This is a genomic window from Allobosea spartocytisi (assembly GCF_014764685.1).
GTDB lineage: Bacteria > Pseudomonadota > Alphaproteobacteria > Rhizobiales > Beijerinckiaceae > Allobosea > Allobosea spartocytisi.
On the sequence record NZ_JACXWY010000027.1, the window covers coordinates 33,589 to 46,886 of the forward strand.

The window sequence follows — 13,298 nt, forward strand, 5'->3', positions numbered from 1 at the left end:
GCAGCGCGTTTTCGCGTGCGGAGGACGGGATGGATCTGAAGGAAGCGCAGAGCGAACCGCGCGAGAGCATGGACTATGACGTCGTCATCGTCGGCGCTGGCCCTGCGGGCCTGGCCGCTGCGATCCGGCTGAAGCAGCTCGACGAATCCGTCTCCGTCGTCGTCGTCGAGAAGGGCGCCGAGGTCGGCGCCCATATCCTCTCCGGCGCCGTCATCGACCCGATCGGCCTCGACCGGCTGGTGCCGGACTGGCGCGACGATCCGGAGCGTCCGCTGACCACCGAGGTCAAGGAAGACGTCTTCTATTTCCTGACCGAGCCCAGCGGCATCCGCCTGCCGAATTTCGCCATGCCGTCGCTGATGAACAATCACGGCAATTTCGTCGGCTCGCTCGGGCTGGTGACGAAGTTCCTGGCCGCCCGTGCCGAGGCGCTCGGCGTCGAGATCTATCCCGGCTTCGCCGCCGCCGAGCTGCTCTATAACGAGGACGGCTCGGTCGCCGGCATCGCCACCGGCGACATGGGCATCGCCAAGGACGGCACGGTTTCCGAGCGCTTCACCCGCGGCATGGAACTGCGCGGCCGCTACACGCTCTTGGGCGAGGGCGCGCGCGGCTCGCTCTCCAAGATCGCGATCAGGAAATTCGCGCTGGACGAGGGGCGCGAGCCCCAGAAATACGGCATCGGCCTGAAGGAGCTCTGGCAGGTCAAGCCGGAGAAGTTCCACAAGGGCCGCGTCCAGCATTCCTTCGGCTGGCCGCTCGACAACGGCACCGGCGGCGGCTCCTTCCTCTATCATTTCGACGACAATCTCGTCACCGTCGGCTTCGTCGTGCATCTGAACTACCAGAACCCGACGCTCTCGCCCTTCGACGAGTTCCAGCGCTTCAAGACCCATCCGATGATCCGCGACGTCTTCGAGGGCGCCAAGCGCCTCTCCTATGGCTCGCGCGCCATCACCGAGGGCGGCTACCAGTCGGTGCCGAAGCTGACCTTCCCGGGCGGAGCGCTGATCGGCTGCGCCGCCGGCTTCGTCAACGTTCCCCGCATCAAGGGCAGCCACAACGCCATCCTGTCGGGCATGCTCGCGGCGGACAAGCTGGTGCCGGCGCTGCAGGCGGGCCGCAAGCATGACGAGGTCGTCGAGATCGAGACGAGCTGGCGCGACAGCGCCATCGGCAAGGATCTGAAGCCGGTCCGCAACGTCAAGCCGCTCTGGTCGAAGTTCGGCACGCTCATCGGCATCGGGCTCGGCGGCGTCGACATGTGGCTGAACCAGCTCTTCGGCTGGTCGCCTTTCGGCACGCTGAAGCACGGCAAGCCGGACTTCGCCACGCTGAAGCCGCTCGCCGAGGTCAAGCCGATCAGCTATCCGAAGCCGGACGGCAAGATCTCCTTCGACAAGCTCTCCTCGGTCTTCCTCTCCTCGACCAATCACGAGGAGGACCAGCCGGCCCATCTGAAGCTCACCGATCTGTCGGTGCCGATCACGCAGAACCTTCCGCTCTATGGCGAACCGGCGCGGCTCTATTGCCCGGCCGGCGTCTACGAGGTCGTCTATGAGAACGCGGAGACGAAGAGCAATCCGCGCTTCGTGATCAACGCGCAGAACTGCGTCCACTGCAAGACCTGCGACATCAAGGACCCCGCCCAGAACATCACCTGGACGGTGCCCGAGGGCGGCGGCGGGCCGGGCTACGCGAATATGTGATCGCTCGGCGAGGCTGCTTGTCGGCCTTCCCCAACTGAAAAGGGCGCGCCTCGCGGCGCGCCCTTTGTTTTACGCGAGGGGCGATCAGCCCTTGCGCACGACCTTCGGGGCTTCCTTCACCTCGGTGGTGGCGCAGCCGGCGACGAAGCCGGCGAGAAGAGCGACGGCGGCAAAGCTCAGAACAATCTTTTTCATTGGAATGACCCCCAATAGAGCGCCCGCCGGATCTGCGGGTCGCAGGAATATAGCCCGGATATCCCGCGCCGAAGACTGGCGATTGCTTCATGGCTCCTTTTGGGGAGCGGGTTTTCGGCAACTGTTGCGCGGTCGCTACGAAAGTGCCGCATTCGCGCCGGGCCCGGCTTGCCCGCTCGCCCGGAAACCGCCATCTTGACCCCCTACGCGAGCGATCACGGTCCGCTGGAAGAGCGCCCCGGAACAGCGGGGCGGCGGACCGAGGGAGAATGGCAGTCGTGACATTTTTGAAGAAGGTGCGTGCCTCCGGCACGGCTGCTGCATTGTCTTTGGTCCTGGCCTTGCCGGTGGCCGCCGCTGCGCAGGGCGCGACGCCACGGTCCGCCGAATCGCTTGAGCCCGCCGACAGCCTCGAAGGCAATTACCTCGCGGCGATCGTGGCCGGCGCCTCGCGTGATCTGGGTGCGGCTTCCGTCTATCTGCGCGAGGCGGTCAAGGAAGATCCGCAGAACAACGATCTCTTGGAACGCGCCTTCGTCGCCTTCCTGGCCGACGGCTCGATGCCGGACGCCTTCCGCGCCGCCGACCGCCTGATCCAGGTCGATCCGAGCAATGGCCTCGCCCAGCTCGTCGTCGGCATCCGCGCGATCAAGCAGAAGAGCTACCAGACCGCGCGCAACCATCTGCAGCGCGGCGGGCGCGGTCGCGCCGCCGACATCACCGCGACGCTGCTGTCCGCCTGGTCCTATCTCGGCTCGGGCAATTCGAAGCGCGCCGTCGAGACGCTGGAGCGCCTGAAGGGCGAGCCCTCCTACAATCTCTTCCGCGACTATCACGCCGGCTTGATCCTCGATGCGGCCGGGCGCCGGAAGGAGGCCGAGAGGCGCCTGAAGAGCGCCTACGACGCCGAGAAGACGACCTTGCGCCTCGTCGATCTCTGGGCCCGTTTCCAGGCCCGCAACGGCGATTTCGACGATGCCATCGCAACCTATGCCGATTTCGACCGGCTGCTGCCGAACCACCCGATCATCCGCGAGGGCATGGCCCTCGTCGCGAAGAAGGAAGCTCCGCCGCGCCAGATCGCGACGCCGCAGCAGGGTGCGGCCGAGGTGCTCTATGGCCTCGCCAGCGCCGGCAACCGCCAGGGCGACGAGGCGGCGGCGCTGCTCTATCTGCGCATGGCGATCTTTCTCGATCCGAGCCACGACCTCGCCATCCTGACGCTTGGCGACATCCTCGAGCGCTCGCGTCAGCCGGAAGATGCGGTCGCGGTCTACGACAAGATGCCGATGACCTCGCCGCTGCGGCCCAATGCCGAGATCCAGGCCGGGCTCGCGCTGGAGAACCTCGGCAAGCACGACGATGCCGTGAAGCATCTCGACAGGGTCATCAGCGAGCGGCCCGACGACGTCGATGCGCTCGCCGCGCTCGGCAACATCTATCGCTCGCGCAAGCAGTTCGCCGAGGCTGCCGACACCTATGACAAGGCGATCGCCAAGCTCGCCGTACCCGGCCGCGCCAACTGGGATCTGTTCTATTTCCGCGGCATCGCGCGCGAGCGCATCAACCGCTGGCCCGATGCCGAGGCCGATCTGCGCAAGGCGCTGGAACTGCTGCCCGATCCGCTCGGCCGCGAGCGGGCGCTGGTGCTGAACTATCTCGGCTACTCGCTGGTCGACAAGCATCTGAAGCTCGACGAGGGGCTCGACATGCTGCGCCGGGCCGTCGAATTGCGCCCGCGCGACGGCTACATCATCGATTCGCTCGGCTGGGCCTATTATCGCCTCGGCCGCTACGAGGACGCCTCGCGGGAGATCGAGCGCGCCGCCGAATTGCGCCCCTCCGACCCGGTCATCAACGACCATCTCGGCGACGTCTACTGGAAGACCGGCCGCAAGCTCGAGGCGAAGTTCCAGTGGAACCACGCCCGCGACCTCAAGCCCGAGCCAGAAGATCTGCCGAACATCCTGCGCAAGATCGAGCGCGGGATGGAGGATACGCCATCGGCGAATGCGGGCGAGCAGGTTAGCCCCGCCGAGCAGAAGAAGGACGGCGGCTGACGCCTGCCCCGCGCGATGGAGCCGGGAGCGGAGAGCAGGGGCCTCGCCATGGCCGCCTCTGCCGGCGGTGCGCTGCCCTTGCGGACGCGTGCCCGCGCCAAGGTCAATCTCGACCTGCGCGTGCTCGGCCGGCGTCCGGACGGCTATCACGAGCTTGAAAGCCTCGTCGCCTTCGCCGGCATCGGCGACGAGCTTGCGCTCGACCCCGGCCCGTCGCTCTCGCTGACGATCGCCGGCCCGCGCGCCGCCGGGCTGGAAGCCGATGATCGCAACCTCGTCCTGCGGGCGGCACGCGCTTTCGGTCAGGCCTTTCCGGGTACGCATGCGGGCGCATTTCATCTCACCAAGCGATTGCCGGTGGCTTCGGGCATCGGTGGCGGCTCGGCCGATGCGGCCGCGGCGCTGCGCCTGCTCGCACGGCTGAACGGCATTGCCCTGTCGGACCCGACTCTGCGTGAGGTTGCTGCGGGCGTGGGGGCCGACGTTCCCGTCTGCCTGGAATCGCGGGCGCGGCTGATGGCCGGCATCGGAGACAGGCTGGGGCCGGCGCTGCGGCTGCCTTCCTTGTTTGCCGTACTGGTCAATCCGGGCGTGCCGGTCGAGACCGTCGGGGTTTTTCGCGCGCTGGGGCTGGCGGCCGGCGATCGACTTTTGGCCGCTGGCGGGGGCTTGCCCGCGCTGCCCACCTCTGCGGCTGAGTTGCGCGCCGTGCTGGCACGCTCCGGCAACGACCTTGCCGTCCCGGCGCAACGCATCGCACCCGAAATCGGCGAGGTTCTGGAGCGGCTGGCGGCGCTGCCCGGAAGCCGCCTTGTCCGCATGTCCGGCTCCGGCGCGACCTGCTTCGCCCTGTTCGACGATTGCGTTGCCAGTGCCGCAGCCGCGAAGGCGCTGGCGAGGCAGCGCCCCGAATGGTGGGTCAGGGCGACGCTGCTGCGCTGACCACGGAGGTCGGCACGCTGCGCCGGCGATAGGCGATGAGCGTGGCGACGAAGCCGCAGGCCGCCGCGAACATCAGCCAGAGGCCCGCCACGGCCCGGTTGCCGGTCGCCTCGATCAGATAGGTGCTGACCGCCGGGGTGAAGCCGCCGAACAACGCGGTCGCGAGGCTGTAAGCGACCGAGAAGCCGGTCGTGCGCAATTCGACCGGAATGATCTCGGTCAGTGCCACCACCATCGCGCCGTTATAGCTGGCATAGATGAAGGAGAGCCACAGCTCGACCATCAGCAGCCGCGCGAAGGAGGGCTGCGAAACCAGCCAGGACAGGGCCGGATAGGCGCTGACGAAGAGCAGGGCGGTGAAGGCGATGAGAAGCGGCTTGCGGCCGACCCGGTCGGATAGCGCCCCCATCACCGGCAGCCAGAACAGGTTGGAGATGCCGACGCAGAGCGTCACCAGCAGGCTGTCGATGCTGGAGAGCTTCAGCACCTCCTTGCCGAAGGTCGGGGTGTAGGCGGTGATGAAGTAGAAGGACACCGTCGTCATCGTCACCAGCAGCATGCCGACCAGCACGGTCTGCCAATGCGTCGCCAGCATCCGGATGATCTGGCCGGGCGTCGGATGGCTCGCGCTGCGCTTGCGCTCGGCGAATTCCTCGGTCTCCTGCATCGAGCGGCGCAGCAGGAAGATCAACGGCACGATCAGGCAGCCGACCAGGAACGGGATGCGCCAGCCCCATTCCGTCATGGTCTCGGGCGGCAGGATGGTGGCGAGCCAGACGCCGAGCAGCGCCACGAAGATCACCGCGACCTGCTGGCTGCCCGACTGCCAGCTCACATAGAAGCCCTTGTTGCCGGGCGTCGCGATCTCCGAGAGATAGACCGAGACGCCGCCGAGCTCGACGCCGGCCGAGAAGCCCTGCACCAGCCGCCCGATCACGACGATGATCGGCGCCAGGATGCCGATGGAGGCGTAGGTCGGCGCGAGCGCGATGGTGAGAGTGCCGAAGGCCATCAGCATCAGGGTGAGGAGCAGCCCGGCGCGGCGGCCGTGATGATCGATATAGCTGCCGAGCACGATGGCGCCGAGCGGGCGCATCAGGAAGCCCGCGCCGAAGGTCATGAACGCCGCCATGAGCTGTGCGAACTCGCTGCCGGACGGGAAGAACGCCTTGCCGATCGCCGCGGCGTAATAGCCGAAGACGAAGAAGTCGTACATTTCGAGGAAGTTGCCACTCGAGACGCGGACGACGGACCAGATCTGCGACTGGCGTTGCGACGATGCCGACATGGCCATTCTCCGGCCTAAGCGTTTCCCACAGCCATCACGCTATGCCTGCGCATGGCCAGAGGGAAGCCCCGGATTAGAGAAACAGGCGCCCCTTTTGGCTTCGGTTCAGTCGGTACCGCCGCTGCCTTGCGGGAACAAACCTTTCATCATCATGAGACCGATCGCGGCGACGGTCGTCGCATCCCTGATCCGACCGCTCTCGATCATCGCGACGACTTCGCTGGCTGTGAAGCGGCGGCAAACGAGGCCTTGCTCTTCGAGATCGAGATCGCTGCCTTCGTAGCGGAGCCGGCGGGCGAGAAAGAGATGACAGCCCTGATTGGAATAGCCATAGCATTCGAACAGATAGCCGAGCTTGACCATGTCTTCGGCGTGGAGGCCGGTTTCCTCGCGCAGTTCGCCGCGAGCGACACTCACGGGATCTGCCTGCGGACTCAGCTCCCAGGAGCCTTGCGGTAGCTCCCAAAAGCGCGCGCCGACGGGGTAGCGATACTGCTCGACCAGGTGAATGCTGCCATCCGGTTCGACCGGGATGATGGCGACAAAATCAACTTTCTCGACGACGCCATAGATGCCGTGCGACCCATCCTGCCGCTGGATGGCATCCTCGCGAACCGTCATCCAACGGTTTGCGTAGACGACTCTCGACGATAGGGTCGCGATTTCCGGTTTCGCGTCGGACGCCGGATCTGCCATCGATGGCTCGACCCGCGGCTTCAATGCGCCCGTGCGATGCAGAAATCGACGGCGTCATTGAGCGCCTGCTTCATCGGCGAGGCCGGGAAGAGGCCGAGCGCATCCTTCGCCATCTTGGCATAGTGGCGCGCGCGCTCGATCGTGTCCTCCAGCGCCTTGTGCTTGCGCATCAGCGTCTGCGCCTGCTCGAGATCGCCGTCCTCGATCGCGCCGTCCTGCAGGGTGCGCTTCCAGAAGGCGCGCTCCTCGCTGCTGCCGCGGCGGAAGGAGAGCACCACAGGCAGCGTGATCTTGCCCTCGCGGAAATCGTCGCCGGTGTTCTTGCCGAGCTTGGCGGCGACCCCGCCATAGTCCAGCGCGTCGTCGATGAGCTGGAAGGCGATGCCAAGATTGAGCCCGTAGCTGCGGCAGGCCGCCTCGTTCGCCTTGGAGGAGCCCGCGATCACCGGCCCGACCTCGCAGGCAGCGGCGAAGAGCTCGGCGGTCTTGCCGCGAATCACGGAGAGATATTCGTCCTCCGTCGTCTCGGTGTTCTTGGCGACGGAAAGCTGCAGCACCTCGCCCTCGGCGATCACGGCGGCCGCCGTCGAGAGAATGTCGAGCGCGCGCAACGAGCCGACCTCGACCATCATCTTGAAGGCCTGGCCGAGCAGGAAGTCGCCGACCAACACGCTCGCCTCGTTGCCCCAGAGCATGCGGGCGGCGAGCTTGCCGCGGCGCATGTCGCTCTCGTCGACGACGTCGTCATGCAGCAGCGTGGCCGTGTGCATGAACTCGACGGAGGCCGCGAGCTTGACCTGGCCTTCGCCCTGGTAGCCGCAGAGATCGGCCATCGCCAGCGTCAGCATCGGCCGCAGGCGCTTGCCGCCGGAGGAGATCAGATGGTTGGCGACCTCCGGGATCATCGTCACGTCCGAGCCGGTCCGCGACAGGATCATCGCGTTGACGCGCTCCATGTCCTCACGCGTCAACGCCACCAGCGGCTCGATGCCGCGCTGGCCCGATTCCCGTTCCTCGAAGGATACGACGACACCCAATGGACTGAACTCCAGCCAAACCACTCGCGCCGGGCGGCGCGCCCGGAGCCATGCCACAACCGTTGCATGGGACGCCAGCCCCCGCAATTGCACCGCGTCGCCGCAGTGGGGCCACAGGGTGCTTGCGCCGGACCCGGCGCTTCGGCTCCATGGCGGCATGCATGAACTCGTCCGCACCAATGATCTGATCCTGCTCGGCGCCCTCGAAGCGCTCCTGAGCGCGGCCAATCTCGATTGCCTGATCGCCGACCAGCACATCAGCGCGCTGGAAGGCATGATCGGCGCCTTCCCGCGCCGGCTGCTGGTGCGCGACCAGGATCGCAGGCGCGCTCGCGCATTGTTGATCGATGCGGGCTATGGCGCCGAGCTGCGCGATGAGTGAGGCGAAAGCGCCCGCCGGCCTCGGCGAGATCGTCGAGGATCGCCTGCTCGACGGGCGGCTCCTTCTGCGCCAGCCGCGCAAGGGGCATCGCGCCGGCAGCGACGCGGTGCTGCTCGCGGCCGTCCTGCCGGAGCTTGGGGCGGGCCGGCTCCTCGACATCGGAGCAGGCGTCGGGACGGTGGGGCTCGCTGCGGCGCTGGCGCAGCCGGAGCTTGGCGTCACGCTGCTGGAGCGCGACCCGGAACTGGCGGGGCTGGCGGCCGGCAACGCGGCGCTGAACGGCATGGAGGGCAGGATCTCTGTCGTCGCGGCCGATGTCGGCGCTCCGGCGGGGAAACTCACCGGGCTCGGCCTCGCGTCAGGGTCATACGATGCTGTCGCGATGAACCCGCCCTTCTATCCACCCGGCGGTACGCGGGCGTCGCCGGTGCCGAATCGCAAGGCCGCCCATGTCGCCGAGGGCGATCTGGCAATCTGGCTGCGCACCGCCAGGCGCCTGCTGAAGCCGGGCGGGCTGATCGCGATCATCCATCGCGCCGAGGCCTTGCCGGAATTGCTCGCCGGCCTCGAAATCGGCTTCGGCGCGCTCGCCATCCGGCCGGTCCATGCCTTCGCCGAGCGCCCGGCGATTCGCGTCATCGTCACGGCTGTCCTGAACAGCAGAAAGCCGGCAGAGTTGCTGCCGGCTTTCGTCATCAATGGTCCGGATGGGCGGCTAACCGCGCTGAGCGACGCCGTCCATCGCGGGCGGGCTAAGCTGGGCTGACGCTACCAGTAACGTGGGCCGTAGAAATAGCGCGGCCCGTAGACCGGCGGCGCGAAGAGCGGCGGCGCATAGTAGCGCGGGCCATAATACCGGCGCGGCCCGTAATAGCGCGGTCCATAGTAGCGGCGCGGGCCGTAATAGCGGCGCGGTCCGTAATAGTACTGCGCCTGCTGGACCATCCCGCCGGTCGCATCGACCAGCGGCGCGGCGGCGACGGGCGCGGCGGAGGCCGGGGCGGCGCTCAGAGCGGCCAGGCCCAGCGTGCCTGCCGCCATCGCGGAAAGAAGCATGGTTCTGAACATGAAATCCTCCGTGAGACGGTGTCGGCCGGGTGAACTTGCGAAAGCTGGCACCGATCTTGGACTGAAACTTAACCCTTGAAACCTGAACGGCGCGAAACCGCGCCGTTCATCCTGCCTTCATTCAGCGGCTGATTATGGCCGCATTGCGTCGGTCTCAGCGGCAGACGCGCACCGGCCGGATGACCCAGCGCCAGCCGTTCCAGACGCGACGGTTCGCCCAGAAGCAGCGCGGGCGATAATAGGGGCGGCCGTAATAGCGGCGCGGACCATAATACTGCGCCTGCTGCAGCAGATCGCCTGCCGGTGCGGCCTGGAGCGGCGCGGCGGCGACGGGGGAGGCAACCGGCGCGGCCGAGGCCGGAACAGCGGCGAAAGCGGAAGCGGCGAGGGTGAGAGCGCCGAAGGTGGCGGCAACGATACGATGGGTCAGCATTGTAGAACTCCTGCTGTCTATAGCCCGCCGGCCCGGCTCAAACGCTCACCCCGAACGCCGCGGACCGTGCGGATGGCCCAAGTCATAATCCTCCGCATATGAACGAAAGCTGTCCGGCGCCGGTTCCGGTCCCGTTTGGTCGCTTTGGCTTGACCGCGCCGGGCGCGAACCCCTAATCACGCCGCACTCATCCGCGTTTTCGGAAGGCTTTTCGCCCTTGTCCGCCCTCGCCCAGCATTCGCCCGCCGCGCCGTCCCCGGCGCTGGACCCGACCCGCTCCTTCCAGGGGCTGCTGCTGACGCTGCAGCGCTTCTGGGCCGAGCGAGGTTGCGTGGTGCTGCAGCCCTACGACATGGAGGTCGGCGCCGGCACCTTCCATCCGGCGACGACCCTGCGCGCGCTCGGGCCGAAGCCGTGGAAGGCGGCTTACGTCCAGCCTTCGCGCCGCCCCAAGGATGGCCGCTATGGCGAGAACCCCAACCGCTTGCAGCATTACTACCAGTTCCAGGTCATCCTGAAGCCGTCGCCGCCGGATCTGCAGCAGCTCTATCTCGACTCGCTGCGCGCCATTGGCGTCGATCTCGGCCTGCATGACGTGCGCTTCGTCGAGGACGATTGGGAGAGCCCGACCTTGGGCGCCTGGGGCCTCGGCTGGGAATGCTGGTGCGACGGCATGGAAGTCAGCCAGTTCACCTATTTCCAGCAGGTCGCGGGCGTTGAATGCGCCCCGGTCGCGGGTGAATTGACCTACGGGCTCGAACGGCTGGCGATGTATGTCCAGGGCGTCGAAAACGTCTACGATCTCAACTTCAACGGCCTCGATGGCGAGGATCGCATCTCCTATGGCGACGTCTTCCTGCAAGCCGAGCAGGAATACTCCCGGCACAATTTCGAGCATGCCAATACCGAGATGCTGTTCCGGCACTTCTCGGATGCGGAGGCCGAATGCAAGGCCCTGCTCGCCGCCGGTGAGCCGGCTGCCGGCGCCAACCAGCCCCGCCATGAACTTGCTCTGCCGGCCTATGACCAGTGCATCAAGGCCAGCCACATCTTCAACCTGCTCGATGCGCGCGGCGTGATCTCGGTCACCGAGCGTCAGAGCTACATCCTGCGCGTGCGCGAGCTCGCCAAGGCCTGCGGCGCGGCCTGGCTGAAGACCGCCGGCGGGGGAGCGAACTGATGCCCGATCTTCTGCTTGAACTGTTCTCGGAAGAAATCCCCGCGCGCATGCAGCGCAAGGCGGCTGACGACCTGAAGAAGCTCGTCACCGATGCGCTTGTCGAGCGCGGCCTGCTCTATGAGGGCGCGAAGGCCTTCGTCACGCCGAGGCGTCTCACGCTGCATGTCGCCGGCCTGCCGGTGCGCGGCCGCGATGTGCGCGAGGAGCGGAAAGGTCCGCGCGTCGGCGCGCCCGACGCCGCCGTGCAGGGCTTCCTCAAGGCTGCCGGGCTGGCCTCGCTCGATCAGGCCACCATCGTCAGCGATCCGAAGAAGGGCGATTCCTACGTCGCCATCATCGAGAAGCCCGGCCAGGAAACGCTTGCGGCCATCGCCGAGATCGTCCCGGCCGTGATCCGCGCCTTCCCCTGGCCGAAATCGATGCGCTGGGGCAAGGCCTCGGCCGCCGGCGCCAGCCTGCGCTGGGTACGCCCGCTGCATTCGATCCTCTGCACCTTCGGCGCCGAGACCGAGGACACCGAGATCGTGCCCTTCGAAGTCGACGGCATCGTCTCGGGCAACGTCACCCATGGCCATCGCTTCCTCGCGCCCGGTCCGATCACGGTGCGGCGCCTGGACGACTACGTCTCTTCGCTTGAGAAAGCCAAGGTCGTGCTCGATGCCGACCGCCGCAAGGAGATCATCCTCACCGATGCCAAGAACCTCGCCTTCGCGCAGGGGCTGGAGCTGATCGAGGATGAGGGGTTGCTGGAGGAGGTTGCGGGCCTCGTCGAATGGCCGGTGGTGCTGATGGGCTCCTTCGAGGAGCGTTTCCTCGACATCCCCGGCGAAGCGATCCGCGCCACCATCCGCGCGAACCAGAAATGCTTCGTGCTGCGCGATCCCGCGACGGGCAACCTCGCCAACCGCTTCATCCTGGTCTCGAACCTCGTCGCCAGCGATGGCGGCGTGGCGATCACCGCCGGCAATGGCCGCGTCGTGCGCGCCCGCCTCTCCGACGCCGCCTATTTCTGGCAGACCGATCGCGGCTCGCTGCCGGACCTCGATACGCTCAAGGAGAGCGCCGAGAAGTTCGGCCTCGATCTCGCAAAACCGCTCGACCAGCGCATGGCCAAGCTCGACAAGCTCGGCGTCGTCTTCCACGCCAAGCTCGGCACGCAAGGCGAGCGCGTCCAGCGCATCGCCGCGCTGGCGAAGGAGCTGGCCCCGATCGTCGGCGCCGATCCCGAAAAGGCCGAGCGCGCCGCCAAGCTCGCCAAGGCCGATCTGCCGACCGAGATGGTCGGCGAGTTCCCGGAATTGCAGGGCCTGATGGGCCGGAAATATGCCGAGCTGCAGGGCGAGGACGCCTCGGTCGCCGCGGCGGTCGAGGAGCACTACAAGCCGCTCGGGCCCTCGGATCGCGTGCCGAGCGACCCGGTTTCGGCGGCGGTGGCGCTGGCCGACAAGCTCGACACCCTCGTCGGCTTCTGGGCCATCGACGAGAAGCCGACCGGCAGCAAGGACCCCTATGCGCTGCGCCGTGCGGCGCTGGGTGTAATCCGGCTGGTGGTTGAGAATGGGGTGAGGCTGCCGCTGATTAAGGTCGTCAAGGATGCCGACCTCCTCTCCTTCTTCCACGACCGCCTGAAGGTCATGCTTCGCGATCAGGGCGCGCGGCATGATCTCGTCGATGCTGTGCTAGGCGAGGGCGCTTCGGCCAATGACGACCTCCTCCTCATCACCCTGCGTGTCGCCGCACTCGGCCGCTTCCTCGACACCGAGGACGGCCGGAACCTGCTCGCGGGCTACAAGCGCGCCGCCAACATCCTCAAGGCCGAGGAGAAGAAGGACGGGGAGGGTGCTTTCGCCGGCGCTGCCGATCTTCAGCTCATCGCCGATGCCGGCCTGATCGAGGAGAAGGCGCTCGCCGTCGCGCTGGCGCAGGCGACGCCGAAGGCCGAAGCCGCCGTCGCCGCCGAGGATTACGAGGGCGCCATGGCCGCGCTCGCCGAATTGCGTCCGGCGGTCGATGCCTTCTTCGACAAGGTCACGGTGAACGATCCCGATCCGGCCCAGCGTGCCAACCGCCTGAAGCTGCTCAACCAGCTTCGCCAGGCGACGCGCGCGGTCGCGGATTTCGATCGCATCGCGGGATAAAGGAGGGGCGCGGGGAACCCCTCTCCCGGATGGGAGAGGGGCAGGGGTGAGGGCCTGCCGGCGATCACCCTTACTCTGCGCTCTCCGCTGCTGCGGTTACTGTTGCGAGGAGCGGGTTTTCCGTCCTTCCCTCACCCCTACCCCTCTCCCATCCGGGAGAGGGGTTTCTG

The 13,298-nt window shown here is 67.1% G+C and carries 12 protein-coding genes; 7 read left to right on the top strand and 5 right to left on the bottom strand.

Going from position 1 to position 13,298, the window contains the following annotated elements; all coding sequences use genetic code 11:
• Nucleotides 1-29: 29 nt before the first annotated feature.
• From IED13_RS25345 to IED13_RS25355, 3 genes are all read left to right on the top strand, one after another.
• The gene (locus IED13_RS25345) at nt 30-1,709 is read left to right on the top strand and encodes an electron transfer flavoprotein-ubiquinone oxidoreductase (RefSeq protein WP_248312765.1); all 1,680 of its coding nucleotides are present in this window, start codon (nt 30-32) and stop codon (nt 1,707-1,709) included.
• Between the two features lie 464 nt (nt 1,710-2,173).
• On the top strand, nt 2,174-3,964 hold the full coding sequence (locus IED13_RS25350) for a tetratricopeptide repeat protein (protein ID WP_191125833.1): 1,791 nt from the start codon (nt 2,174-2,176) through the stop codon (nt 3,962-3,964).
• A gap of 48 nt (nt 3,965-4,012) precedes the next feature.
• Nucleotides 4,013-4,906 carry a 4-(cytidine 5'-diphospho)-2-C-methyl-D-erythritol kinase gene (locus tag IED13_RS25355; protein ID WP_191125834.1) on the top strand — a complete coding sequence of 298 codons (894 nt, stop codon included), beginning with the start codon at nt 4,013-4,015 and terminating at the stop codon, nt 4,904-4,906.
• Here the strand turns inward: IED13_RS25355 and tcuC are convergent.
• The 3 genes from tcuC to IED13_RS25370 form a co-directional block, all read right to left on the bottom strand.
• Nucleotides 4,884-6,200, bottom strand: coding sequence for an MFS transporter (gene tcuC / locus IED13_RS25360; RefSeq protein ID WP_166652955.1), 1,317 nt, complete (start codon nt 6,198-6,200; stop codon nt 4,884-4,886). The two genes, IED13_RS25355 and tcuC, sit on opposite strands and share 23 nt — an antisense overlap.
• Nucleotides 6,201-6,299: 99 nt before the next feature.
• Entirely contained in the window at nt 6,300-6,890 is a 591-nt protein-coding gene (locus IED13_RS25365) for an NUDIX domain-containing protein (RefSeq protein WP_081925277.1), read from the bottom strand.
• A 20-nt stretch (nt 6,891-6,910) separates the two neighbouring features.
• Nucleotides 6,911-7,927 (bottom strand): polyprenyl synthetase family protein, encoded by a 1,017-nt coding sequence (locus IED13_RS25370; protein ID WP_038360990.1) that lies wholly within the window; start codon nt 7,925-7,927, stop codon nt 6,911-6,913.
• Nucleotides 7,928-8,084: 157 nt separating this feature from the next.
• Here IED13_RS25370 and IED13_RS25375 point away from each other — a divergent pair, with 157 nt between their 5' ends.
• Both IED13_RS25375 and IED13_RS25380 read left to right on the top strand, forming a co-directional pair.
• The gene (locus IED13_RS25375) at nt 8,085-8,309 is read left to right on the top strand and encodes a putative signal transducing protein (protein WP_038362326.1); all 225 of its coding nucleotides are present in this window, start codon (nt 8,085-8,087) and stop codon (nt 8,307-8,309) included.
• Nucleotides 8,302-9,075, top strand: coding sequence for a tRNA1(Val) (adenine(37)-N6)-methyltransferase (locus IED13_RS25380; RefSeq protein WP_191125835.1), 774 nt, complete (start codon nt 8,302-8,304; stop codon nt 9,073-9,075). The genes IED13_RS25375 and IED13_RS25380 overlap by 8 nt, the downstream gene beginning before the upstream one ends.
• Nucleotides 9,076-9,077: 2 nt before the next feature.
• Here the strand turns inward: IED13_RS25380 and IED13_RS25385 are convergent, their stop codons facing one another.
• Nucleotides 9,078-9,377: a hypothetical protein gene (locus IED13_RS25385; RefSeq protein WP_038360993.1), complete on the bottom strand. Its 300-nt coding sequence runs from the start codon at nt 9,375-9,377 to the stop codon at nt 9,078-9,080.
• A gap of 154 nt (nt 9,378-9,531) precedes the next feature.
• Nucleotides 9,532-9,810 carry a hypothetical protein gene (locus IED13_RS25390; RefSeq protein ID WP_038360996.1) on the bottom strand — a complete coding sequence of 93 codons (279 nt, stop codon included), beginning with the start codon at nt 9,808-9,810 and terminating at the stop codon, nt 9,532-9,534.
• A gap of 217 nt (nt 9,811-10,027) precedes the next feature.
• Here IED13_RS25390 and IED13_RS25395 point away from each other — a divergent pair, with 217 nt between their 5' ends.
• Complete coding sequence (locus IED13_RS25395; protein WP_404801910.1) at nt 10,028-10,990, top strand: glycine--tRNA ligase subunit alpha; 963 nt, start codon at nt 10,028-10,030, stop codon at nt 10,988-10,990.
• Entirely contained in the window at nt 10,990-13,128 is a 2,139-nt protein-coding gene (gene glyS / locus IED13_RS25400) for a glycine--tRNA ligase subunit beta (RefSeq protein WP_191125836.1), read from the top strand. Before IED13_RS25395 ends, glyS begins: the two co-directional genes overlap by 1 nt.
• Nucleotides 13,129-13,298: the final 170 nt, after the last annotated feature.